The sequence below is a fragment of the Mesorhizobium sp. USDA 4132 genome, assembly GCF_056279545.1.
Genome location: NZ_JBWCCP010000001.1, coordinates 364,496 through 384,530, shown reverse-complemented (window position 1 = coordinate 384,530; position 20,035 = coordinate 364,496). Strand labels below are relative to the sequence as shown.

Below are 20,035 nucleotides of genomic sequence, written 5' to 3'. Positions count from 1 at the left end.
GTGCGCAACTCGAATCTATCAGTGATAGGCTGATTTACGAAATTCCCTATCGGCGATAGATTGTCAAGATGGCTAAGCTAACTCGTGAAACCGTAATTGCCGAAGCGCTCGATCTGCTCGATGAGGTTGGTCTTGAGGGCATCAGCACGAGACAACTCGCGAAGCGGCTCGGCGTCGAACAACCGTCGCTGTACTGGCATTTTCGCAAGAAGGAGGAACTGCTCGCCGCCATGGCCGAGACTGCGATGGCGCCCCACGCGACCGCTACGCTTCCAAGGCCAGCCGACGATTGGCGTGATTGGTTCCTCGACAACACGCGCAGTTTCCGGCGAACACTGCTGATGCGCCGCGATGGCGCAAAGCTCCACGCGGGCAGCCGCCCCGGTGTGGCGGACATCGATCGGATCGCGCACAAGATGGCCTTCCTGGTCGCGTCCGGTTTGCCCGAGCGGGACGCTCAGATGGCGATGCTCGCGTCCAGCCGCTTCACCGTCGGAAGCGTGCTCGAGGAACAGGCCGAGGCCAGTCTCGGCGCAACTGCGGACGATTTGATCGGGGTTCCGCAGATAGATCACGAAGCCGCTTTCGAAGAAGGGCTGAAGCTGATTCTTGATGGCCTCGCCGCACGAGTGGAGCGCCGATCAACGAGGGCGACCATCGACCGTCAGATGCGGACCTGATTCAGCGCGTCGCTTTCTTGTGAGCGAGATGATCGGCCCGCGGCGCCACTCAGACAGGGGCAGGTCCTGCGAGGTGCGGAGCCGGTTCGCAATACTCAATCAGCAATTCGGTGAGGACCCGTATCTTCCGTGCGGGATGCTGACCTGGCGGGCGGATGACATATGCACCGGCCGGGGGTGGTGGATGACGCGTCATGACCGGCATGAGCGCACCGGAAGCTATATATTCATGAGTAAGGTAATCGGGCAGGTAAGCGATGCCGAGTCCCGCTGTCGCGGCGGCAACGAGAGCTATGCCGTTGTCGGCCTTGAAGCGACCTTGCGGACGAACCGTGATGATCTTGTCGCCATCCATGAGTTGCCAGGCTTCGGTGCCCTGCATGAGGGCCTCGTGAGCGACGAGTTCCTCCGGCGTTTCGGGCGCCCCATGCGCCTTGATATAGTCCGGGCTCGCGACGAGCTTCCCATAGATCGGTCCGACGCGCCTTGCGACCAGGTTGGAGTCCTGGAGATAGCCAACTCGTATCGCGCAATCGTATCCCTCCGTGATGAGATCGACGAAGCGATCACTGTAGCAGGTGTGGATTTGGAGCCGGGGGTGGCGTCGCGCCATTTCCGCAAGGATGGGAGCGAAGTGGGTCGGTCCGAAGGAAAGCGGCACGGCAACTCGCAAGCGGCCGCGAAGGTCACCGGCGGGCAGGATTGTTTCCTTGGCAACGTCGATCTCGGCGCAAACTCTGGCTGCATAGTCTCGGAAAGTGGCGCCGGCTTCCGTGAGAGCGGCGCCCCGGGTCGTTCGTGCAAGCAACTGGACGCCAAGTTCCGCTTCAAGCCGGATTAGCCGACGACTGACGATCGACTTGGAGACGCCGAGCCGGAGCGCAGCCGCGGAAACGCCTCCAGCATCAGCAACTTCTACGAAGGTCTGTAGCTCTTCAATGTCCAAATCAGCGTTCCTTATTTCGCGACACAGCTTACCGCCAAAGGGGACTACCGCAACTTGGATAGGAACGGCAATAGTCCTTGCGGGCAACGTGCCCCTGGCACATGTCTCTGAAAAACCAATGCCGCTCACACGGCAGCAAAGGATGTAACAATGACCTTTCGTAATGGCCTTGCTTCGCTTCTTCGTCCCGAAGATTCAGTACTCGTTCTGATCGACCACCAGCCCTACCAGCTCACCAATCTGAACAGCCACGACCCGCAGGCTGTCGTCAACAATGTGACCGCGCTGGCAAAGCTGGCAAGGGCTTTCAATGTTCCGACGATCCTCACCAGCGTGATCGCGGATCGCGGTGGCAAGCTTTTCAAGCAAATCACCGACGTCTTCCCAGGGCAGGAAGTGATCGACCGGACCTGGGTGAATACCTGGGAGGACGAGAAAGTGGTGGACCTGGTCAAGGCGACCGGCCGCAAGCAATTGATCATCGCAGGCCTATGGACCGAAGTTTGCGTAGCGATGCCCGCGATTCAGGCAGCCGGCGAAGGCTGGGACGTGACCGTAGTTACCGACGCATCGGGCGGAAGTTCAACCGAGTCTCACCAAGTCGCCATACAGCGGATGATTGCGGCCGGCGTCAACATGATGACCTGGATGGCTCTGGCTGGCGAATGGCAGCGCGACTGGGCTCGCACCGAGCATGTCGAAGAGCTGACTGAAGTGCTCATCTCGCACATGAGCGGCAGCGGCATCGCATATCTCTGGGAGCAGCAGCTGCTCAATACGCCGGTGCCGAGCAACGCAGGATGATCTGAGCGGGGGTGACGAAAGACTTGAGCGATCCGGTGCCAACACGCTGGCTGCATATCGAGTTGCGTCATCCCCGCTTCACAAGATGGCCGCCCATGCCTGAATGCAGGGCGGCCGGCATGATCAACGACCATTCCTCCAGCCCTACCCGCGACTGCAGCCGGCTCAGCCCGGCTATCCATCGCCTGGACCGTTTGCGGTCACTCGGCCACCGGATCGCGTCTCCGATGATCGTCCCCAGCGCAACAAGGCGCTCGTGATCAAGGCGATGACCTCGCTATTCCAACGTCATGATGCGTCGGCAGTGGAGTTCCTCTCCGTGACGGATTAGATTCAACACAATCCCAACATTCCCCGAGGTCGCGAGGCGCTGAAGGCGCTTGTTGCTGCACTGTCGAAGGACGTCTATGACGAGCCCGGCCTGATGGTCGCGGAAGGTGCGAGAAATTTGTTACCTTCGTTCGCAAATTCATAAAGGCGGCACACGCTGCCGGTTACCAAAACGTACAGGACGCCTGATTTATGCTTCGCAGCCTCTATAACTGGACGATGGCGCTCAGCGCCCGCAAATCCGCGGCGGTATGGCTTGCTATCATCGCCTTCGTCGAAAGCTCCGTCTTCCTGGTGCCGGCCGACGTGCTGTTCCTGCCGATGGCGCTTGCCCGGCCGGAGCGCGCCTGGCGCTATGCACTGATCGCCACGGTTTTTTCCGTGCTCGGCGGCATTGCCGGCTGGGGCATCGGTTATTTCGCCTTCGATGCGCTTGCCGAACCGATCCTTCAGTTCTGGGGCAAGCTCGACACCTTCAACAAGCTCAAGGCCGGCATCACGTATGAAGCCGTGGTGCTGATGCTGGTGACGTCGGGCTTCGCGCATCTGCCGCCGATCAAGGTGGTGACGATCCTGTCCGGGGTGGCACATATCAATCTCGGCCTGTTCGTCGTCTCGGCGATCGTCACCCGCGGCGCCCGCTTTTTCCTGCTCGCCTGGCTGCTGCGCCGTTACGGCGAGGACATTCGCCATTTCATCGAGAAGCGGCTGGGCCTGATCGCAATGGCGGTCGCGGCGGTGCTGATCGTCGCTTATGTCGCTTACAAATTCCTGACGCATTGAGGCATTCACGTTTCTTGCCTTTGCCCCGGGGGCTCCGGGATCACGCGTCAGCGGGCAAAATAGCGTAGCTCGTCGCCCTTGCGTCCATCGAAATAAGGCGCTTGCCAGCCGTCGTCGGTGTGGAGAAAACCATGCCCGGTCGAGGCTTTCGGTGGAGTTGCACCGGTCAGCAGCGCCTTTCTGCGCTGCTCCTCGAGGACGGCCCGGTAACGGTAATGGTCCTGGACGTCGAGGACATGCACCGCATAGGCGGCCGCGAGCCGCGGCGCGCCCTTGATGATCAGCATGTTCTCGTCATTGGCATAGGACGCCTTGAAACCGAGATTGTGACTGCCGGTGATCACGACACAATCGGTCTGCGACAGCGGATCGATCACCACGACCTTGTCGTGTATGATCGCAGTCCCCGCCGTCAGCAATTCGCGCTGGAAATCCCCGATCAGGTCGCGGATGGCGCTCGCCCTCACCATCATCACGCGGGGTGCACCCTTCAATTGATAGATGGAAGGCGCCGGCGCCTTGGTAGCCCCGTCTTCCTCGTCGGCATCGTCTTCCCGGATCGGAATTTCGTAATTGGGCATCGCCTGTGGCGCGCTGATGGCTCCCAGCACGAGCAGGTCGGGTTTTTCGGCGGCGATCTTGACCGCCTCGCCGATGATGCTGTTGCGGCCTTGCTGGGCCGGATAGAAGCTCAAGAACAGCAAGGCCTGCTTGGCGCCCCGCATCAGGTCGAAGACCTCCTGCATGTCCGGAGGTGTTGCCGGATTCTGGCGCGGAACGCTGACCTTGGACATGTTGGGCGAGAACCATGCTATCGCCTTCGCCGACGGGGCCACCGAAGCAATATCGAGAGGATGCGGAGTCGCTCCATCCGCACGCAGCTGGGGCCCCTGATCGACATTGTTCGGCTTGCTCAGCGGAGCCGGCTCCGGAATCACGTCGGCCAGAAGGCGCTGCCAATAACCGAGATAGACCTCGGCGAGCTTCATGTCCTCGATCATCACCGCATTGTTCGTCTGGCCGCAAAGACCGGTCGACGTCCAGTTGGTGCTGCCGGTCAGCACGGTAATGGGCTCGCCCGTCTTGGAGACCAGCACGCCGAACTTGTTGTGGCCGATATGTTTGCTGTTGTTGAACATCCGGTTCTGCAGACGGTCACCAAGCTTGGCCCGCAATCTGGCGCGTGCAGCCTCGTTGGTCGTATCCCAGGTCTTGCCGTCTTCCGACTTGCCGGCAGTCGAAAGGATCAGGTGGATACGGGCATGATGGATGTCGATGAGGTCGATCAGTTCCTCGTCGTGAAGTTCGTAGAGCGCCAGATAGATATCCGCGTCCAGCTTTTCCGCGAGATCGAAGAAACCTTTGACCGTCTTCAGCGCATCGCCGCCCAGGAACCATCGCAAGGGATCGCGTCTGTCGGCGATGCGTCTGAGAACCTCGCTCTTCGATGGCGTCTTGCCATCGGGGGTCTTCAATTGCTTCCTCAGATTCTGGGTCGACAGGATGCCGTTGTTGAACGCCACCGTGGCCTTGCCAAAGCGGCCGGTCACCAGCAGTTCATCGGTCAAAACGGGCTCCCCGCAGAAAAAGAGGGGGATCGGGTCGCCTTTGTAGCGGGGCTTTCCGGCATCGTCGAGAAAGGGCGCAGTCGCCGAAGGCGGCACCGGCGAGCGCCCTGGACCGGCCAAGCCTACCGGTACGACCTCGTAGCGGACCTTGAATTCCCCTTCCCGCAGCACCGTCTCGTTGCGGCTGCGGCGAAGCGTAAGATCGCGCCAGGAAAATTTCTGGATGGGCCAGACGCTGGTATCCTGCTCCTCGCCCTTCGGATTGGACTGCGTGTCGAAAGCGACCCATGCAGGCAGGACACGCCTTGCAGCCTCATTGCCGGCAAGATCGAAGTGGATCCGGGTTATCATGAACCCGAGACAATCCTTGATGATCCCGTCAGTCCGCCAAGCCAGATAGCCGACTTCGTTGTTGCACCACGCATTCGCCTTGACGATCCTGGACATGGCCATCCCCTACCTTCTGACCATTTCCTAGCAGATCAAATTCGCAGGAATATTACAATCGCAAATCCATGCGTCGTTTTTATACCCGCCCTGATAGATAGTCGGGAAAGGATGTTTCAGAACCCCATCGATTGCTGCGCCGGTTCCGGCGGTGTCAGGTGTACACCCTCGAGCTCCAGCATGCGGGATTTCGAAGTCGAGCCGCCAGGAGCCGAGAAACCGCCGATCTTGCCGCCGGCGGCAAGCACGCGGTGGCATGGGATGATCAGCGCCACCGGGTTTTTGGCCATTGCCTGGCCGACGTCGCGAGCGGCCTCGGGACCGGCGCCGAGTTCCCTGGCGATCGCGCCATAGGTCGTCGTATGCCCCCAGCCGATCCGGCGGGCGGCGGCATAGATCTGCTTGAAGAAGTCGTCCTGACCATCGAGATCCAGCCTGACCTTCGAGAAATCGACTTCCTCGCCGGAAAAATAACGCTTCACGGCGTCGACAGCTTCGAGCACTTCGGGCGGAGGCGTGCCCGGCTCGGCCTCCGGCAGCCGGCGCCGCAGCAGCTTTTCGGTCGAATCCGCGCTTTTGGTCGGGAGCTGGAACCGAGTGATGCCGACATCATTCCAGGCGATGCCGCAGAAGCCGCCGGCAGTTTCAAAAATCAGGTACTGATGCATTGTCATGAGGAAACCTCCGCATTGCGATTGACCTTAAAATCGTGCCTTAGGTCCACGGATTCAACCCGTTTCTTGCCTGAAAGGACGAAGTTCTCGCAGAACTGTCAGTTGAAGTTCCCTGGCCGCTCCTTAAATTTTCCCCCATGAGCGGATCGCAAGCATTGGCTGGAAAAGCGCGCCTGACGGCGGAGAGGCTGCATACGCCTCCCGGCGGCGGACGCTTTGCGATATCGCGCCTGGCGCTCGGGCTTTTTCTCGTCGATCAGGACCGCCACCGGATCGCCGTCGGCTCTGACAAACGGCAGCATGTGCCTCTGAAAGCCGGCGAAGGCTGGATCCTGCCGGCGGGTGCGGCGGGTATTTGCGAATATGACGAGGCGCTGTCTTTCCTGAGACTTGAGGTGCCCGAAAACCTGCTCGCCGATGTGGGCTTCGAACGTCATTCGGATTTCAGGCCGGTTATCGGCACTTTCGACCCGCTGCTGGCGCAGCTTGCACACCAAACAGTGTCGATTGCCGGCCATGCGTCGGCGCTCTACGGTGAAACGATGCAATTGGCGCTCGCGGCGCACCTCGCCCAGATCCTGGCACCTGCCCGGCCGAAGCTTGTCGGCATCGACGACAAGCGGCTGCACCGCGCGCTTGCCTACATCCACGAAAACCTTTCGACCAACCTGTCACTGGAAGACATGGCAGCCGAAGCGGCGATGAGCCGTTTTCACTTTGCGCGGGCATTTACCAGGGCGCTCGGCAAATCGCCACTTCAATACGTCATCCGTGAGCGGATGGAGTTGGCAAAACTGTTCCTGAAGACCACGCGGCTGCCGGTCGCCTCCGTTGCGGCCCGGGTCGGTTATGAGGATGTCTCGCGGTTCGGCCAGCATTTCCGTCGCCACACGGGCAGGACGCCCGCTGCCTTCAGGGCCGATTGAAGCAATAATCGCATAACGAACGCCAAGATCTGCGCCTGTGCCGCTTCTGCGTAACCACCAAATTCCCGTCATTCTAACCAAGATGGGAGAACGCCATGAAAGCCGCTGCTTTTTCAACCTTCTGCGTCGCGATGATGACCTCCGCTGCCCTCGCGGAGGATATCCAGACCCGCAGCGTTTCCTTCGAGAACCAGGGCGCGGCGCTCGCCGGCACGCTCTATCTGCCACCGGACTACAGAGCCGGCGAGAAACGTCCAGGCGTGGTGGTTAGCGGCGCCTGGACCTCCATCAAGGAGCAGATGGCCGGCCGCTACGCCCGCGAAATGGCGGACCGCGGTTTTGCCGCACTCGCCTTCGATCATCGCGGCTGGGGACAGTCGGGCGGTGAAATCCGCTTCAAGGAGGATCCGGCCGAAAAGACCGGCGACATCGCTGCCGCGGCCGAATTCATGGCGACATTGCCGGAAGTGGATGCGGCCAACATCAACGGGCTCGGCATCTGCGCGTCGGCCGGATACATGGCAGCGGCGGCGACGGGCAATGGCAATTTCGCCGCCATCGCATTGGTCGCACCATGGCTGCACAACCGAGAGATCGTCGAGCAGGTCTATGGCGGGCCGGACGGCGTTTCTAGGCTGATCGACACGTCACGCGAGGCGGTGGCCTCCGAGCGCCGGGGTGAACCAAGGATCGTCACCGCCGCCAGCACGACCGACAAGGCCTCGCTCATGTATCAGGTCCCCTATTACACGGAGGCCAATCGCGGCCTTATCCCGCAATATGACAACCGCTTCAACCTCGCCTCCTGGGAGCCGTGGCTGACCTACGATTCCGTTTCTCTCGGGGCAAAGCTCGACAAGCCGACCTTGATCGTTCATTCGGAGGGAGCTGCCGTGCCGCAGGGTGCGCATGCGTTTTACGCGCTGCTGCCGGGCGAGAAATCGGAACTCTGGCTCGACGGTATCAGTCAGTTCGACTTCTACGACCGGTCGGAACCGGTGACGATTGCGGCGGACGCCGCGGCAGCGCATTTCACCCGCGCCAACGCGTCTCGGCAGATCGATCCCGAGGACCGTGCGGCGATCATCGACACGATCACCGATATCGCCGCCGGCGCCGACCGGCATCAATGGGATCGGGTACGTCGCGCCTTCGCCGACGAGGTGACGCTTGACTATACGAGCCTTTGGGGCGGCAAGCCGATTGCCCAACCGGCCGATGAGGTGATCCGGCAATGGTCCGGTTTCCTGCCGGGTTTCGACGAGACGCGGCATCTCGTGACCAATCATACGATCACGGGCTTACAAGGCGAGAAGGCGACCGCCGAGGCCGATTTCCAGGCGACCCATCGCATCGGAACTGATCTCTGGGTGCTGATCGGCAGTTACCGCTACGAGCTCGCCAAGGTTAACGGCAGCTGGAAAATTTCCGCCCTGACCATGATTGCGACGGACGAGACCGGCGACAGGGCGCTCACCCAGCGCGCCGCCGAACGCGCGCCGAAAACCCGCTGAACTTGAGGAGGACCAGGCGGCGGCCGACAGCTTTTCTGGCAGGCTTATCCGCTAAAACCGATGCCGGAGCGGCTCGCAAGTTAACCATGATTGCAATTGTTCCGCATTTGTTCTTTACTCATCCAAGGAGTCTCGCTAAAAATCATTCAACGGCATGAGGTCGCATTACTATGACGGTAGCAAGATGAGCTTGCGCAAGCACGCTAGCCAGCTCTCGTTCCCCTTTGGCGAGAGCTGGCAGCTACCCAACCGGCCAGAACGACGGAAGAGCAAGCTGATGTTCGTGCTCAAGCCTTCCGCTCCCCTCGGTCTCATCATGCATGGCGATGCCATGATTCACGCGACAAACCAGAATACTCGCGATGCCTATCCCGCCGATCTTCTTCATATGAGCCTGCTTTGCATGGAAGAGTTCGATGAGCCGCCCGCGACGCTTATCGAGGCAACCAGGATGGTCATGGCCGGTATCCGGGCAAGGCCTATTCCGATCACCCTCGACAGCAGCGGCCTGTTCGGAGACAGGCGTCACCTCGCCCTGTATCGCGCCAAGGGTAATCCGATTGTCAACCAGTTCGCGCAGATGCTGCGTCATGCCCTCACCCGACACAACCTACCGAATGTCTGGATGGCGGACGCCGCCCCGCATGTGACGCTGATCTATGGCTGCGGCCGAATTGAACCCATGCCTATCGAGCGGAACTACGCCTGGATCGCCGGGGAATTCATGCTGGTCTACAGCCATTATGGCGAAACCCGGCACGAGGAATTCGGGAGATGGAGTTTCGATCCGAATGCCCCTGCTTATCCGATGCGGCCAGAACAGCTCCGCATGACGATTTGACGGAAAAGAATTTCGTGAACATGTCGGGCCGACGGGAGCGCGGGCGTCCTGTGGCCGGTCACCCATTACCAGGAGAGAGCAATTGGTCATCCAGAAACATAAAATCGTGCCCCATCTCTGGTTCGAGAACGACGCCGAAGAAGCGGTCAATTTCTATGTCTCGATATTCGACAATTCAAAGATCACCGATGTCTCGCGCTTTGGCGACGCCGGTCCTGGCTTGAAAGGTTCGGTGATGGCGATGGGCTTCGAACTCGAAGGGCAGAGCTTTGCCGCGATCAACGGCGGACCTTTGGCGAAGTTCAACGGCGCGGTTTCCTTCCTTGTCCATTGCGAGACGCAGGATGAGATCGACCATTATTACGGCAAGCTCGTCGAAGGTGGCCAGCAGCAGCCCTGCGGATGGCTGACGGATCGTTTCGGCCTCGTCTGGCAGGTCAACTATGCCAGGATGGCGACAATGCTGACGGATAGCGACAACGCCCGCGCCAGTCGTGTCATGCAGGCCATGTTCTCGATGAAAAAGATCGAAATTGCCAAACTGGACGCTGCCTACGCGGGGTGACGCAACGCCACCCGCCGATATCAGACCTTGATCGCGAGGCGCAGCCCACCCCAGTGACGCCCGTTGACGGTGATCGGAGCGGAAATGTCCTTCATCAGCACGAACTGGCCGCCGCCCATGTCTCGACGGTAGGTCTGCAGCAGGAAAGGTTCCTTGTTGCGACCGGCCGCCAGGCCGACACGGTCGTTGAAGATGCGCCGGTTGCGGCAGTTGGCGGTATTCCAGGTCACGTCGCCGGGACGCTGGCGCTGCGAAAATTTTCGATTATGGGTCGGCAGATAGCCGTTTTCGTCGATGGCCGCACAAAATGCCACCTGCGGGTCGCTTTCGGCTGCTTGTTCCTGGATCGGCGGCAGGACGGCGTCGGTGAACTCCGTAAAGCGCGTCATGTATTGCACGGGATCGCTGCCGGGGATCGCCGCGTATTGCCGATCGAACAGGGCGCCAAGATCGATGCGGCCGGATTTGACGGCCGCCTCGAAGACGGACGAAACCTCGGCGGCATAGGCCATCACGGCGCGGATATGGGGGCTGTCCGGCGTCTCGATGCCGACGCTCGCCGTCGTCTGGATCATCCGTTCGGAAATCGTCACCACCTCGCCGACGCGGGAAGAGGTCTGCTGCAGCTGGTCGTTGGATTTCAGGATCGCGCTTGCGGCGGAAGCGATCGAAGAGGCGAACTCGCCGCATTGCCGGTCGACGGTCTCGGTGGTCCCGGCAAGCGAAGACGCGTTGTCGAGGATCTGGGTCATGACGCCTTCGACGCCCTTGAATGAGCCCTGGACCTTCATCGCGGTCGTCTTGACGCCCTCGGCCGACTGGCTGGCGCCTTCGCCGGCCGTCACCAGCCGATCGATGCGGCTGTTCAGTTGATCGAGCGTGACCTGGATCGAACTTGTGGTCTGGGAAGTCTGGAGCGAAAGCGCCCGCACTTCCGCGGCGACAACGGCAAAACCCTTGCCGGCTTCGCCAGCACGGGCCGCTTCGATCGCGGCATTCAATGCCAGGAGGTTCGTCTGCCGGGCAATCATGCCGATCGCGTCCGCCAAACGTCCGACGTCTCCGAGCGCTGTGGAAAACAGCTTGATCTCGGCGCCGATTTCCTGCGAGGCATGCACCATGTGGTCGATCGCCGTGATCGAGCCGGAAAGCTGCTCAGCCTGCTCGCCGAGCACCTTGCGAGCGTTCGCCGTCAGCTTGTCGGATTCCTGGAGGGAACGGGCAACATGGCCATTGGCGTCCGCGATCGATTGAGCGGACTGGGTCAAGCGACCAAGCAATTTCGCATGTTCCGAGGATTGCGTCGCCGTATCCTGGATGGCGCCGGCGATATCGACCAGATGAAGGCCAAGCGCGGAAGCCTCGTTTGCAAGCTTGGCGACGGATCGCTTCAACGCCTCGCCGTCGACAGCCATGGGCTCAGACGGCACTTCTTCCCTGACAACCTGTCCGACCAAATCCACATCTCCCGAATATTAGGGGAATATAGGATATCTATGGTTAACGGACAGTTGCCGCGGGTATCTCGCAAAGACATATACTTTAGGCTGAGATACGACACCCCCTCCCGGCCGGATAAGGCGGGAAAGACGGATTAGCCGAGACGATCGAAAGCCTTCGGATCGATGCCGAGGGTGGTCAGGTCGACGTTGCTCGGACGGCGATGGTTTTCAACGGCAGCCGAAACCGAGATTGCGGCGCTCATAACTGCAAAGGCGCGGCCAATGGCGCTGCCACGGGTCTTCTTCTGTACGGACATGTGAAACTCTCCTTTTCGTTCTGCTAAGATATGATGTCTGTGCTGTTTTTGTGCAATGCACAACGAAACAGAGGAGCCATGCAACTGTCACATAACAACCGTTAACCACGCCGGATGGCTTGCGTGGCGAGGGTTGTGCTTGGTATCGGTCGAGCCCAAATGAAGAGGCTTCGATGGCAATCACGATCTACGGCATCAAGAACTGCGACACGATGAAGAAAGCGCGCGACTGGCTCGACCGCAAGGGCGTCACGTACACTTTTCACGATTACAAGGCTGAAGGGATCGACCGGGCGCATCTCGATACCTGGACGGACCGTGCCGGCTGGGAAATCGTGCTCAACCGCGCCGGCACCACGTTCAAGAAGCTCGACGAAACGGACAAGGCAAACCTCAATCGGGAGAAGGCGATCGCGCTGATGCTTGCCCAACCTTCGATGATCAAACGGCCGGTGCTGGAAGCGGAGGGAAAGCTGATCGTCGGCTTCAAGCCGGAGATTTACGAAGAAGCCTTTTCCAAGATCTGAATCCAGGATTCGAGCCATGTCCAAGACAACCCGCGCCACCCAGATGCTCGAAAAGGCCGGTATCGCCTTTGCCACCGTCACCTATGACTACGACCCGAATGCGGACCGGATCGGGATGCAGGCGGCGGAGGCGATCGGCGAGGAGCCGCGCCGTGTCCTAAAGACGCTGATGGCGGAAGTGGACGGCAAAGCGGTCTGCGTCGTGGTGCCGTCGGACCGTGAAGTCTCGATGAAGAAGCTTGCAGCGGCATTCGGCGGTAAGTCGGCGAACATGATGAAGCCCGCCGATGCGGAACGGGCGACCGGTTATCATGTCGGCGGCATCAGCCCTTTCGGTCAAAAGAAACTCGTGCCGACCGCGATCGAGATCACCGCGCTCGACGAGCCGCATGTCTTCATCAATGGCGGCCAGCGCGGACTGCAGGTGCGGCTCGACCCGAAGGCGGCCCGCGACGCACTGAAGGCGGTCGCAGCGCCGCTGGTGGCATGATGGTGATCATGAGTGAAATGACTTCGACCCTTCGAATTCTCGAGCCCTATCCCGGCATCTTCGCCTATTACGATGGCCGGGTGCCCGGCAAACGGCTGCATGCGAAAAGCGCAAACTGGCTGGACGACGGCGCCTATTCGCTGGGCGTCGCGTCCTATGCGATCGTCGATCAAGGCGAGGCGCTGGTCTGTGACACCCATATCTCGCTCAGTCACGCTAAAGCGATCCGCACCCATCTGGAAGGGCTCGGCGTCAGGAAGATCCGCGTCGTGCTCAGCCACTGGCACAAGGATCATATTGCTGGAAACGCGATCTTTGCCGATTGCGAAATCATCGCGCTGACGCTGACGGCCGAGAAGCTGAAAGAAAACCGCGAGAAGATCGAAAGCGCCAATCCACCGATCTCACCTCTCATCATGCCGACGACGCTGTTCGATGGCCAATTCGGTCTCACGGTTGGCCGCCGTCGGATCGAGCTGCATCATTTCGCCATCCACAGCGCCGACGGCAACGTGATCTGGCTGCCGCAGGAACGGCTTCTGTTCGCCGGCGACACGCTGGAAGACACCGTCACCTATATTTCGGAAGCGGCCGAGATCGGTACGCATATCGGCGAACTCGCGCGGATGGCCTCCTGGCCGATCGCAAAAATCCTGCCGGCGCATGGCGATGCGGAGCGTATCGCGGCGGGCGGTTATGGGCCGGACCTGATCGACGCCAACCGCGCCTATCTGCGCCGTATGGCGGGCGCCATCGCCGCCGGCAAGGATATCGATCCCTCGCTGAAGTCGCTCGTCGCAGAAGAGATCGCCTCGGGCGCCGTGCTTTATTTCTCGCCCTACGAGGAGGTTCATGCCAGCAACATTGCTGCGGTCAAGGCGGCGCTGCAGCGCTGACCGGCCGGATGAACCGGCGGATCAAATCATCACGGCCATTTCGCCGACCATTGCTTGAGAGCGGCAAGCGCCGGTGCCGGCCATCTGCGGACCGCCGGACGCAGGATGATCTTCTTTCCCATCGGCTTCCAGGCGAGATAAAGCTTTCTCGCCGAAATATCGGCGGCGACCAGCGCCTCGACCTCGGTGCACATATGCGGCATGCAGGCTTCACCGATATAAAAACCGTTCTTGAACGCTCCGCTGCCGGGTCCGGTGATGGAGTTCTCGAATTCCTGTCGATGCTCGCCAAGCATGGCGTTTGCCGTATCGGCGATCGGACCAATGCCGAGAAGTTCGGAAGGGTGCTCCGCCTTCTTCATGTCATCCCACCCCATCGTCGCATTCGGCTGGAAGGCGACCTTGCCTGCCTCGGCGAAACCTTTTCCGGGCGTCCAGGTCCAGCGCAGGCTCGGCTGTCCGGGGATGGCTTCGGTTGCAAGCAGAAGGTGATCGCCCTCTGCCGCAATCGAAGCGGCACCGCGGCAATCGTCCATCGGCTCGTCGACGCGCAGCTCTCCGCCCGGTGGAAACGAGACGACCAGGGGTGAACCCGGGCATGCGTTGCCGCCGTCCGAACTCACCACCACGACGAATGGTACGCCCGCGACCAGACCGACATTGTCGATCAGCAGGAAGCGATTGGAATGGACCTGCCTGCCGTCGATCGTCAGTTTCTCCTCATCGGCATCGGATGTGATGGCCACCTGATGGTCGAACATGGTCGCTGCAAAATCTGCCGAGAGACTGACGGAGGCCGAGGCGCCGAAGAGAACGGCGCATAACAAGGCGGTTTTCATGAACATCGATCCCTGAGCTTCAATTTTGCCCCAAACCTCTTTAAGTCTCTTCGATGACAGAAATCAGGTGAGGTCTCTCATGACAATCGTGCCGAATTTTCAAACCGTCGTCGATCCTCAAAAGCTCGAAAAGCTGGCGGAAGTGGCCATCAAGGTGGGCTTGCGCCTCGAGAAGGGCCAGGATCTGGTGATCACGGCACCGATCGCCGCCCTGCCGCTCGTGCGGCTGATCACCAAACACGCCTATATGGCCGGTGCCGGCATCGTCACGACCTTCTATTCCGACGAGGAAACGACGCTGGCGCGTTACGAATATGCGCCCGACGGCAGCTTCGACAAGGCATCCGGCTGGCTCTATGACGGCATGGCCCAGGCCTATGCCAACGGTGCCGCACGACTTGCCATTTCCGGCGACAATCCGATGATGCTCTCCGGCCAGGACGCGGCCAAGGTAGCGCGAGCCAACAAGGCCAATTCCATGGCCTACAAGCCGGCGCTCGAAAAGATCGCCAATTTCGACATCAACTGGAACATCGTTTCCTACCCCAACCCCTCCTGGGCGCGCCAGGTCTTCCCCGACGTTCCGGAAGACGTCGCGGTCGGCAAGCTGGCGGACGCGATCTTCGCCGCCTCGCGCGTCGATCTCGCCGATCCGGTCGCGGCTTGGGCCGAACATAACGGCAATCTCAAGAAGCGCTCCACCTGGCTCAACGGCGAGCGCTTTTCCGCGCTCCATTTCACCGGCCCGGGCACCGACCTGACGGTTGGGCTTGCCGATGGCCACGAATGGCATGGCGGGGCGTCGACGGCCAAGAACGGCATTACCTGCAACCCCAACATTCCGACCGAAGAAGTCTTCACCACGCCGCATGCGCTGAAGGTCGAAGGCCATGTCTCCAGCACCAAGCCGCTCTCGCACCAGGGCACGCTGATCGACAATATTCAGGTGAAGTTCGAAGGCGGCCGGATCGTCGAGGCGAACGCTTCGAAGGGCGAGGAAGTGCTGAACAAGGTGCTCGATACCGACGAAGGCGCCCGCAGGCTCGGCGAAGTGGCCTTGGTGCCGCATTCCTCGCCGATCTCCAGGAGCGGCATCCTGTTCTACAACACCCTGTTCGACGAAAACGCCTCCTGCCACATCGCGCTCGGCCAGTGCTATTCGAAATGCTTCCTCGACGGTGCGTCGCTCAGCCAGGACCAGATCAAGGCCCAGGGCGGCAATTCGAGCCTGATCCACATCGACTGGATGATCGGCTCCGACAAGGTCGATATCGACGGTCTGCGCGCCGACGGCGCCAAGGTGCCGGTGATGCGCAAGGGCGAGTGGGCCTGATTAGCTCATGATCCGTTGACCATATGTAGTTTTTAAACTACATATGGTCCGTGTTCGAGCTCAAGCAGACGGAAACGTTTCTGAAATGGCGCACGCGTCTGAAGGACGAGCGTGCTCGCGCATTGATAGCCTCGCGTCTGGACCGGCTCGCTTTCGGGCATGCCGGAGATGTGGCCCCCGTCGGCGAAGGTGTCAGCGAACTGCGCATCCATCATGGGCCGGGTTACCGCGTCTATTTTCAGCAGCGCGGTGACATCCTAATCGTTCTTCTGTGCGGTGGCGACAAAAGCAGCCAGGCAAAGGACATCAAGGCTGCAAAGCGACTGGCGATGGAATGGAGTGAGTGATGGCTGAAAAACTAACCGTTTACGATCCAGCCGAAGACCTGGGCTCCGATCAGGCGATTGCGGCATTTATGGCCGAAGCTTTCGAGACGGAGGACGCGGCCTACATTGCGCATGCCTTAGGGGTGGTTGCCCGTGCCAAGGGGATGATGCAGATTGCCAAAGACACCGGTCTTTCCCGAGAGCAGCTCTATCGTTCCTTTAGCGCCACCGGAAACCCGACGCTCAAGACGACGATTGCAGTGATGAAATCGTTGGGGATCGAGTTGACCGCCAAGGCCCATTCCTGATCAGGCCGACCAAGACCGTCGCTATCGCCGATGTGGGCCGAACGGCCTATCGCAGCGCCTGGAGCGCCGCCTTCACGCGCTCCAGATGCCGCCGGCGCTTGTCGTCGGTGGCGCGGTCCATGTCGTGCAGCGCCAGCATGCGGAAATCGACTTTTCTATTGCAGAAGATCGCAATGCCGCGCCTGAGTTGGCGGCGCACGGGATCTCCCATATAGAACTTCACTACCCACCAGGGCGAACCTGTGGTCGTGAAGGCCCAGAAATGGCGGATGTTGGTGAGCAGGGGCACGATCCTTCCGCCTGCCTTGTCGTGGCGGAAGGCGACACCTGGCGCGAAGACCCGGTCGAAGAAACCCTTCAGCACCGCCGGCAGGTTGAACCACCATTGCGGAAAGACCAATATCAGCGCCTCGGCCTTCTGCAGCCGCGCCACGAAATCCGCCACCTCCGATGTATCATAGGGCACATCGAAGTAAGCGCGCCGTTCGTGTTCCGTCAGCCGCGGATCAAAACTCTCCGAATAGAGATCGAGCAGGTCCACCGTATGGCCGTTCGCCTCCAGCGTCTCGCGTGCCACGCGGGCAACCGAATGCGCAAAACTTTCCGGCAGCGGATGGGCAAGCACCAGGAGCACATGCATCAGAAGAGCGTGCCCTGTTTTGGCGCGCCTCCGGGCGGCTCCGGTTTCGCCGGTCGCTTCTTGGGCTGAGGCGCCGCAACGGGAGGATCGGCCAATTCGCCGCCCTCACCTGTCACCGCCGTAATCCGGCCGTCGGCAAATTCCACGGAGATCGCCTGCCCCTCGCCAATGCCGGCAGCGCGTGTCAGCGGCCGATCGTCCTCGCCGCGCACCACGGCAAAGCCGCGCTTCAGCACGTTCTTGTAGGAGAGCGATTGCAGCACGCGGTCCTGCGCGGTGATCGCCGCACGGCTGCGGATCAGCGTGTGCGAGATCGCCGTATCCGCATGACGGGCCATTGACGTGAGGTGCAGGCGCCCGCGCTGCAACTGGCCGAGCAATCTTGCCGGGAGCGCCGAAAGCGATGCGCCGGCCTTGGCAACGCGGTTGTTCTCCTTCAGCAATTGCCGTTCCAGACAGCGGTCGCCGCGCGTCAACCGGTCGGCCAGCAACTGCCGCTGCTGGGCAAGGCGGTTGGTCAGCAGTTCCAGCCGCAGCCCGGAAGAGGCTCGTTCGAAGCTGCGGCGCTTGACCACCGTGGTGCGCTCCAGCCCGCGGCCGAGACCGGCCGCCGCTTCGTCGAAACGCCGGCGGGGCAAAGCCAGCAGCTGGTCGAGCGAGGGAAGCGCGCGGACCAGCGCACGGACCGACTGACGGCTCTGGTCCATCTGGCGGCTGGCGGCGCCCCGCAAGCGGGCGGTTAGATTGGCGGCCTGCGCTTCCAGATCCGCCTTGACCGGCACCGCCATTTCAGCGGCCCCTGTCGGCGTCGGCGCACGGATGTCGGCGGCGTGGTCGATCAGCGTCCAGTCAGTTTCGTGGCCGACGGCCGAGATCAACGGGATCTCGCTCTCCGCCGCGGCACGCACAACGGCCTCGTCGTTGAAACTCCAGAGATCTTCGAGACTGCCGCCGCCGCGCGCGACGATCAGGACGTCCGGCCGCTTGATCGGCCCGCCGGGCGCCATCGCATTGAAGCCACGGATTGCGGCCGCCACCTCGTCGCCCGATCCTTCGCCTTGCACCTTGACCGGCCAGACGATGACATGCACCGGAAAACGGTCGGCGATGCGATGCAGGATATCGCGGATGACGGCGCCGGTCGGTGAGGTCACGACACCGATCACCTGCGGCAGGAAGGGAAGAAGCCGCTTCCGGCTCTGGTCGAACAGACCTTCGGCCCCTAGCCTGCGTCGCCGCTCCTCGAGCAGCGCCATCAGCGCGCCAGCGCCTGCCGGTTCCAGGTTCTCGATGACGATCTGGTATTTCGAAGAGCCCGGGAAGGTGGTGATCTTGCCCGTGGCGATCACTTCCATGCCCTCTTCCGGGCGGAATTTGATACGGGGGAAAGTGCCCTTCCAGATCACGGCATCGATCCGGGCGCGATCATCCTTCAGCGAGAAATAGGCGTGGCCTGAGGAATGTTGGCCGCGATAGCCGGAAATCTCGCCACGTACCCGCACGTGGTCGAACGCATTTTCCACCGTGCGCTTGATCGAGCCGGACAGTTCCGACACCGAAAATTCGGTGAGGTTCGTGGGCGAATCGTTGTCGAGCAAACTGGTCATCCTTCCCTTCTAAAGGAAGAGCGCGGCGATTTCACCAGTTCCAGGCGGCGGAAACGGGGATGATGTGCCCTCAAAAAGAACGTTTCGAATGGCTCTTTCAATGACGCAACAAGGGCCGGCCCCGCGGACGGTTCGTGCCCAAGTCTTTGGCGATGCATCTTTTCTTCTGCCGAAGAAACTACATTTTCTTCTGCGGAAGGGCCGGAAGCCTGCGGTACAGCGCCTTTTTAAAGCATCGTATTTTCCCCGCCAGAAAGAGGAGAGCGACAATGACGGACAGCGATATTCAAGGAGATTTCGTCCATGCCCGACCGTTTCGCCAATACCCAAGCCTCGCTTTCCGGCCCCGCGTCTTCCGGCTTTGCGATCACGCCCAGCGACAGTGCAGATCTCCCGGAGGCGACGCGCGCTCTTTATGTGGGAACCGGAGGCCAGTTGTCCGTGCGGATGCTTTCGGGCGAGACGCTGACGCTTTCAAACGTACCGACCGGGGGCTTGCTTCCGTTGCGGGTGACCCGCGTATTTGCCACCGGCACGACGGCGGTGGCAATCGCCGGCCTCGTCTGAGGGAAATGGCGGGTGGCGATGCAGCCTAAACCCTTGCTGCTCCGCTTCGAGGACAGGCGGCAGGCAATGTCCGTGCTCGGTGAGATCGGCGTGGCGTTCGATGCCGTCTCGGGTGACGGCATCATCCGCAAGCCGACCGGGGAGACGGCCGAATTCGAGGGCGAGGTCGTCGCCCTCACCTGCCCGGTCTCCGGTTATCATGTCCGACTTGTCTGGAAGGGAGAGCTGCCGCGCGCGCTGGCACCATATCTTGTGAATCGCGGCGCTTCAGGCAAAGACCAGACCCATTGAGCATGGCTTAGCCGCACCGAATCAGATCGTATCGAAATCGTCGTGGGGTGCATTGACGCCCGCCACGCATCGGAACGAAAGCATTTGTTAGCACGTTGCTAATACGCTCGTCCCCTTGAGGCAGATGAGGAGATATCCGCGTGCTTTTCCTGACCGCTGCATCGATAGGCATCTGCGTCGGCATGATGCGGTCCGCGTTCTCGATCGCTTTCATCGCAGTCATGATCACCGCGACATTCGCGCTTGCGACCGCCGTGTCGCCCGGCCCGGCGTCCTATTTCAATCTGCTGATTGCGATCCTCGGCTACAATGCCGGATTGATTGCGTTCCTCACCGGCCTTTTCGCCCTGCAGACCCGCCGCGCGGCTTAAGGG

At 60.9% G+C, this 20,035-nt stretch carries 24 protein-coding genes; 16 read left to right on the top strand and 8 right to left on the bottom strand.

Annotation, left to right across the window (positions count from 1 at the left end; all coding sequences use genetic code 11):
• Positions 1–68: 68 nt before the first annotated feature.
• On the top strand, positions 69–680 hold the full coding sequence (locus tag ACZ9IU_RS01930; RefSeq protein ID WP_038548372.1) for a TetR/AcrR family transcriptional regulator C-terminal domain-containing protein: 612 nt from the start codon (positions 69–71) through the stop codon (positions 678–680).
• A gap of 49 nt (positions 681–729) precedes the next feature.
• Here ACZ9IU_RS01930 and ACZ9IU_RS01925 read toward each other — a convergent pair whose 3' ends face one another.
• Positions 730–1,626, bottom strand: a complete 897-nt coding sequence (locus ACZ9IU_RS01925; RefSeq protein WP_038548368.1) for a LysR family transcriptional regulator — start codon at positions 1,624–1,626, stop codon at positions 730–732.
• A gap of 150 nt (positions 1,627–1,776) precedes the next feature.
• Between ACZ9IU_RS01925 and ACZ9IU_RS01920 the strand changes: the two genes are divergently transcribed.
• Positions 1,777–2,430 (top strand): hydrolase, encoded by a 654-nt coding sequence (locus ACZ9IU_RS01920; protein WP_038548365.1) that lies wholly within the window; start codon positions 1,777–1,779, stop codon positions 2,428–2,430.
• Between the two features lie 522 nt (positions 2,431–2,952).
• Positions 2,953–3,543 (top strand): YqaA family protein, encoded by a 591-nt coding sequence (locus ACZ9IU_RS01915; protein ID WP_038548362.1) that lies wholly within the window; start codon positions 2,953–2,955, stop codon positions 3,541–3,543.
• A gap of 47 nt (positions 3,544–3,590) precedes the next feature.
• Here the strand turns inward: ACZ9IU_RS01915 and ACZ9IU_RS01910 are convergent, their stop codons facing one another.
• On the bottom strand, positions 3,591–5,558 hold the full coding sequence (locus ACZ9IU_RS01910; protein WP_038549970.1) for a phospholipase D-like domain-containing protein: 1,968 nt from the start codon (positions 5,556–5,558) through the stop codon (positions 3,591–3,593).
• Positions 5,559–5,674: 116 nt separating this feature from the next.
• Positions 5,675–6,232 (bottom strand): methylated-DNA--[protein]-cysteine S-methyltransferase, encoded by a 558-nt coding sequence (locus ACZ9IU_RS01905; RefSeq protein WP_038548359.1) that lies wholly within the window; start codon positions 6,230–6,232, stop codon positions 5,675–5,677.
• 155 nt (positions 6,233–6,387) lie between these two features.
• On the opposite strand from ACZ9IU_RS01905, the gene ACZ9IU_RS01900 reads away from it, so the two are divergent.
• From ACZ9IU_RS01900 to ACZ9IU_RS01885, 4 genes are all read left to right on the top strand, one after another.
• Positions 6,388–7,158, top strand: a complete 771-nt coding sequence (locus tag ACZ9IU_RS01900) for a helix-turn-helix domain-containing protein (RefSeq protein ID WP_244447459.1) — start codon at positions 6,388–6,390, stop codon at positions 7,156–7,158.
• A 95-nt stretch (positions 7,159–7,253) separates the two neighbouring features.
• Positions 7,254–8,672, top strand: a complete 1,419-nt coding sequence (locus tag ACZ9IU_RS01895; protein ID WP_080719255.1) for a nuclear transport factor 2 family protein — start codon at positions 7,254–7,256, stop codon at positions 8,670–8,672.
• 184 nt (positions 8,673–8,856) lie between these two features.
• Positions 8,857–9,513, top strand: a complete 657-nt coding sequence (locus ACZ9IU_RS01890) for a 2'-5' RNA ligase family protein (protein WP_157885210.1) — start codon at positions 8,857–8,859, stop codon at positions 9,511–9,513.
• A gap of 82 nt (positions 9,514–9,595) precedes the next feature.
• On the top strand, positions 9,596–10,078 hold the full coding sequence (locus ACZ9IU_RS01885) for a VOC family protein (RefSeq protein ID WP_244447458.1): 483 nt from the start codon (positions 9,596–9,598) through the stop codon (positions 10,076–10,078).
• 20 nt (positions 10,079–10,098) lie between these two features.
• Here the strand turns inward: ACZ9IU_RS01885 and ACZ9IU_RS01880 are convergent, their stop codons facing one another.
• Together ACZ9IU_RS01880 and ACZ9IU_RS01875 are read right to left on the bottom strand one after the other, a co-directional pair.
• Positions 10,099–11,493 (bottom strand): methyl-accepting chemotaxis protein, encoded by a 1,395-nt coding sequence (locus ACZ9IU_RS01880; protein ID WP_051899995.1) that lies wholly within the window; start codon positions 11,491–11,493, stop codon positions 10,099–10,101.
• A 179-nt stretch (positions 11,494–11,672) separates the two neighbouring features.
• Positions 11,673–11,837, bottom strand: coding sequence for a hypothetical protein (locus tag ACZ9IU_RS01875; RefSeq protein WP_173426764.1), 165 nt, complete (start codon positions 11,835–11,837; stop codon positions 11,673–11,675).
• A gap of 173 nt (positions 11,838–12,010) precedes the next feature.
• Between ACZ9IU_RS01875 and ACZ9IU_RS01870 the strand changes: the two genes are divergently transcribed.
• Genes ACZ9IU_RS01870 through ACZ9IU_RS01860 form a run of 3 tightly spaced genes read left to right on the top strand, consistent with a single transcriptional unit; the run spans position 12,011 to position 13,750 of the window.
• Positions 12,011–12,364, top strand: coding sequence for an ArsC family reductase (locus ACZ9IU_RS01870; RefSeq protein WP_038548352.1), 354 nt, complete (start codon positions 12,011–12,013; stop codon positions 12,362–12,364).
• A 16-nt stretch (positions 12,365–12,380) separates the two neighbouring features.
• Entirely contained in the window at positions 12,381–12,854 is a 474-nt protein-coding gene (gene ybaK, locus ACZ9IU_RS01865) for a Cys-tRNA(Pro) deacylase (RefSeq protein ID WP_038548349.1), read from the top strand.
• An 8-nt stretch (positions 12,855–12,862) separates the two neighbouring features.
• Entirely contained in the window at positions 12,863–13,750 is an 888-nt protein-coding gene (locus ACZ9IU_RS01860; RefSeq protein WP_038549963.1) for an MBL fold metallo-hydrolase, read from the top strand.
• 29 nt (positions 13,751–13,779) lie between these two features.
• Here ACZ9IU_RS01860 and ACZ9IU_RS01855 read toward each other — a convergent pair whose 3' ends face one another.
• Positions 13,780–14,589 (bottom strand): Ivy family c-type lysozyme inhibitor, encoded by an 810-nt coding sequence (locus ACZ9IU_RS01855; protein ID WP_157885209.1) that lies wholly within the window; start codon positions 14,587–14,589, stop codon positions 13,780–13,782.
• A 79-nt stretch (positions 14,590–14,668) separates the two neighbouring features.
• Here ACZ9IU_RS01855 and ACZ9IU_RS01850 point away from each other — a divergent pair, with 79 nt between their 5' ends.
• Genes ACZ9IU_RS01850 through ACZ9IU_RS01840 form a run of 3 tightly spaced genes read left to right on the top strand, consistent with a single transcriptional unit; the run spans position 14,669 to position 16,556 of the window.
• Positions 14,669–15,922, top strand: a complete 1,254-nt coding sequence (locus ACZ9IU_RS01850) for an aminopeptidase (protein WP_038548344.1) — start codon at positions 14,669–14,671, stop codon at positions 15,920–15,922.
• A 50-nt stretch (positions 15,923–15,972) separates the two neighbouring features.
• The gene (locus tag ACZ9IU_RS01845; protein ID WP_038548341.1) at positions 15,973–16,269 is read left to right on the top strand and encodes a type II toxin-antitoxin system RelE/ParE family toxin; all 297 of its coding nucleotides are present in this window, start codon (positions 15,973–15,975) and stop codon (positions 16,267–16,269) included.
• Positions 16,269–16,556, top strand: coding sequence for an addiction module antidote protein (locus ACZ9IU_RS01840; RefSeq protein ID WP_038548338.1), 288 nt, complete (start codon positions 16,269–16,271; stop codon positions 16,554–16,556). The genes ACZ9IU_RS01845 and ACZ9IU_RS01840 overlap by 1 nt, the downstream gene beginning before the upstream one ends.
• 46 nt (positions 16,557–16,602) lie before the next feature.
• Here the strand turns inward: ACZ9IU_RS01840 and ACZ9IU_RS01835 are convergent, their stop codons facing one another.
• Together ACZ9IU_RS01835 and xseA are read right to left on the bottom strand one after the other, a co-directional pair.
• Entirely contained in the window at positions 16,603–17,196 is a 594-nt protein-coding gene (locus ACZ9IU_RS01835) for an NAD(P)H-dependent oxidoreductase (RefSeq protein ID WP_038548336.1), read from the bottom strand.
• Positions 17,196–18,803 (bottom strand): exodeoxyribonuclease VII large subunit, encoded by a 1,608-nt coding sequence (gene xseA, locus ACZ9IU_RS01830; protein ID WP_038548333.1) that lies wholly within the window; start codon positions 18,801–18,803, stop codon positions 17,196–17,198. The genes ACZ9IU_RS01835 and xseA overlap by 1 nt, the downstream gene beginning before the upstream one ends.
• A gap of 303 nt (positions 18,804–19,106) precedes the next feature.
• Between xseA and ACZ9IU_RS01825 the strand changes: the two genes are divergently transcribed.
• The 3 genes from ACZ9IU_RS01825 to ACZ9IU_RS01815 all read left to right on the top strand — a co-directional run bounded on the left by ACZ9IU_RS01825 (position 19,107) and on the right by ACZ9IU_RS01815 (position 20,032).
• Complete coding sequence (locus tag ACZ9IU_RS01825) at positions 19,107–19,370, top strand: spike base protein, RCAP_Rcc01079 family (protein WP_038548331.1); 264 nt, start codon at positions 19,107–19,109, stop codon at positions 19,368–19,370.
• Positions 19,371–19,382: 12 nt separating this feature from the next.
• Positions 19,383–19,661 carry a hypothetical protein gene (locus tag ACZ9IU_RS01820; RefSeq protein ID WP_157885208.1) on the top strand — a complete coding sequence of 93 codons (279 nt, stop codon included), beginning with the start codon at positions 19,383–19,385 and terminating at the stop codon, positions 19,659–19,661.
• Between the two features lie 140 nt (positions 19,662–19,801).
• The gene (locus ACZ9IU_RS01815; protein ID WP_038548326.1) at positions 19,802–20,032 is read left to right on the top strand and encodes a hypothetical protein; all 231 of its coding nucleotides are present in this window, start codon (positions 19,802–19,804) and stop codon (positions 20,030–20,032) included.
• Positions 20,033–20,035 lie beyond the last annotated feature (3 nt).

Bases quoted from the DNA above. Each gene is read 5' to 3' on its own strand.
- ACZ9IU_RS01930 (WP_038548372.1), top strand. From the start codon at position 69: ATGGCTAAGCTAACTCGTGAAACCGTAATTGCCGAAGCGCTCGATCTG.
- ACZ9IU_RS01920 (WP_038548365.1), top strand. From the start codon at position 1,777: ATGACCTTTCGTAATGGCCTTGCTTCGCTTCTTCGTCCCGAAGATTCA.
- ACZ9IU_RS01915 (WP_038548362.1), top strand. From the start codon at position 2,953: ATGCTTCGCAGCCTCTATAACTGGACGATGGCGCTCAGCGCCCGCAAA.
- ACZ9IU_RS01910 (WP_038549970.1), bottom strand. From the start codon at position 5,558: ATGTCCAGGATCGTCAAGGCGAATGCGTGGTGCAACAACGAAGTCGGC.
- ACZ9IU_RS01905 (WP_038548359.1), bottom strand. From the start codon at position 6,232: ATGACAATGCATCAGTACCTGATTTTTGAAACTGCCGGCGGCTTCTGC.
- ACZ9IU_RS01895 (WP_080719255.1), top strand. From the start codon at position 7,254: ATGAAAGCCGCTGCTTTTTCAACCTTCTGCGTCGCGATGATGACCTCC.
- ACZ9IU_RS01890 (WP_157885210.1), top strand. From the start codon at position 8,857: ATGAGCTTGCGCAAGCACGCTAGCCAGCTCTCGTTCCCCTTTGGCGAG.
- ACZ9IU_RS01880 (WP_051899995.1), bottom strand. From the start codon at position 11,493: ATGGCTGTCGACGGCGAGGCGTTGAAGCGATCCGTCGCCAAGCTTGCA.
- ACZ9IU_RS01875 (WP_173426764.1), bottom strand. From the start codon at position 11,837: ATGTCCGTACAGAAGAAGACCCGTGGCAGCGCCATTGGCCGCGCCTTT.
- ACZ9IU_RS01870 (WP_038548352.1), top strand. From the start codon at position 12,011: ATGGCAATCACGATCTACGGCATCAAGAACTGCGACACGATGAAGAAA.
- ybaK (WP_038548349.1), top strand. From the start codon at position 12,381: ATGTCCAAGACAACCCGCGCCACCCAGATGCTCGAAAAGGCCGGTATC.
- ACZ9IU_RS01860 (WP_038549963.1), top strand. From the start codon at position 12,863: ATGAGTGAAATGACTTCGACCCTTCGAATTCTCGAGCCCTATCCCGGC.
- ACZ9IU_RS01855 (WP_157885209.1), bottom strand. From the start codon at position 14,589: ATGAAAACCGCCTTGTTATGCGCCGTTCTCTTCGGCGCCTCGGCCTCC.
- ACZ9IU_RS01850 (WP_038548344.1), top strand. From the start codon at position 14,669: ATGACAATCGTGCCGAATTTTCAAACCGTCGTCGATCCTCAAAAGCTC.
- ACZ9IU_RS01840 (WP_038548338.1), top strand. From the start codon at position 16,269: ATGGCTGAAAAACTAACCGTTTACGATCCAGCCGAAGACCTGGGCTCC.
- ACZ9IU_RS01835 (WP_038548336.1), bottom strand. From the start codon at position 17,196: ATGCATGTGCTCCTGGTGCTTGCCCATCCGCTGCCGGAAAGTTTTGCG.
- xseA (WP_038548333.1), bottom strand. From the start codon at position 18,803: ATGACCAGTTTGCTCGACAACGATTCGCCCACGAACCTCACCGAATTT.
- ACZ9IU_RS01825 (WP_038548331.1), top strand. From the start codon at position 19,107: ATGCCCGACCGTTTCGCCAATACCCAAGCCTCGCTTTCCGGCCCCGCG.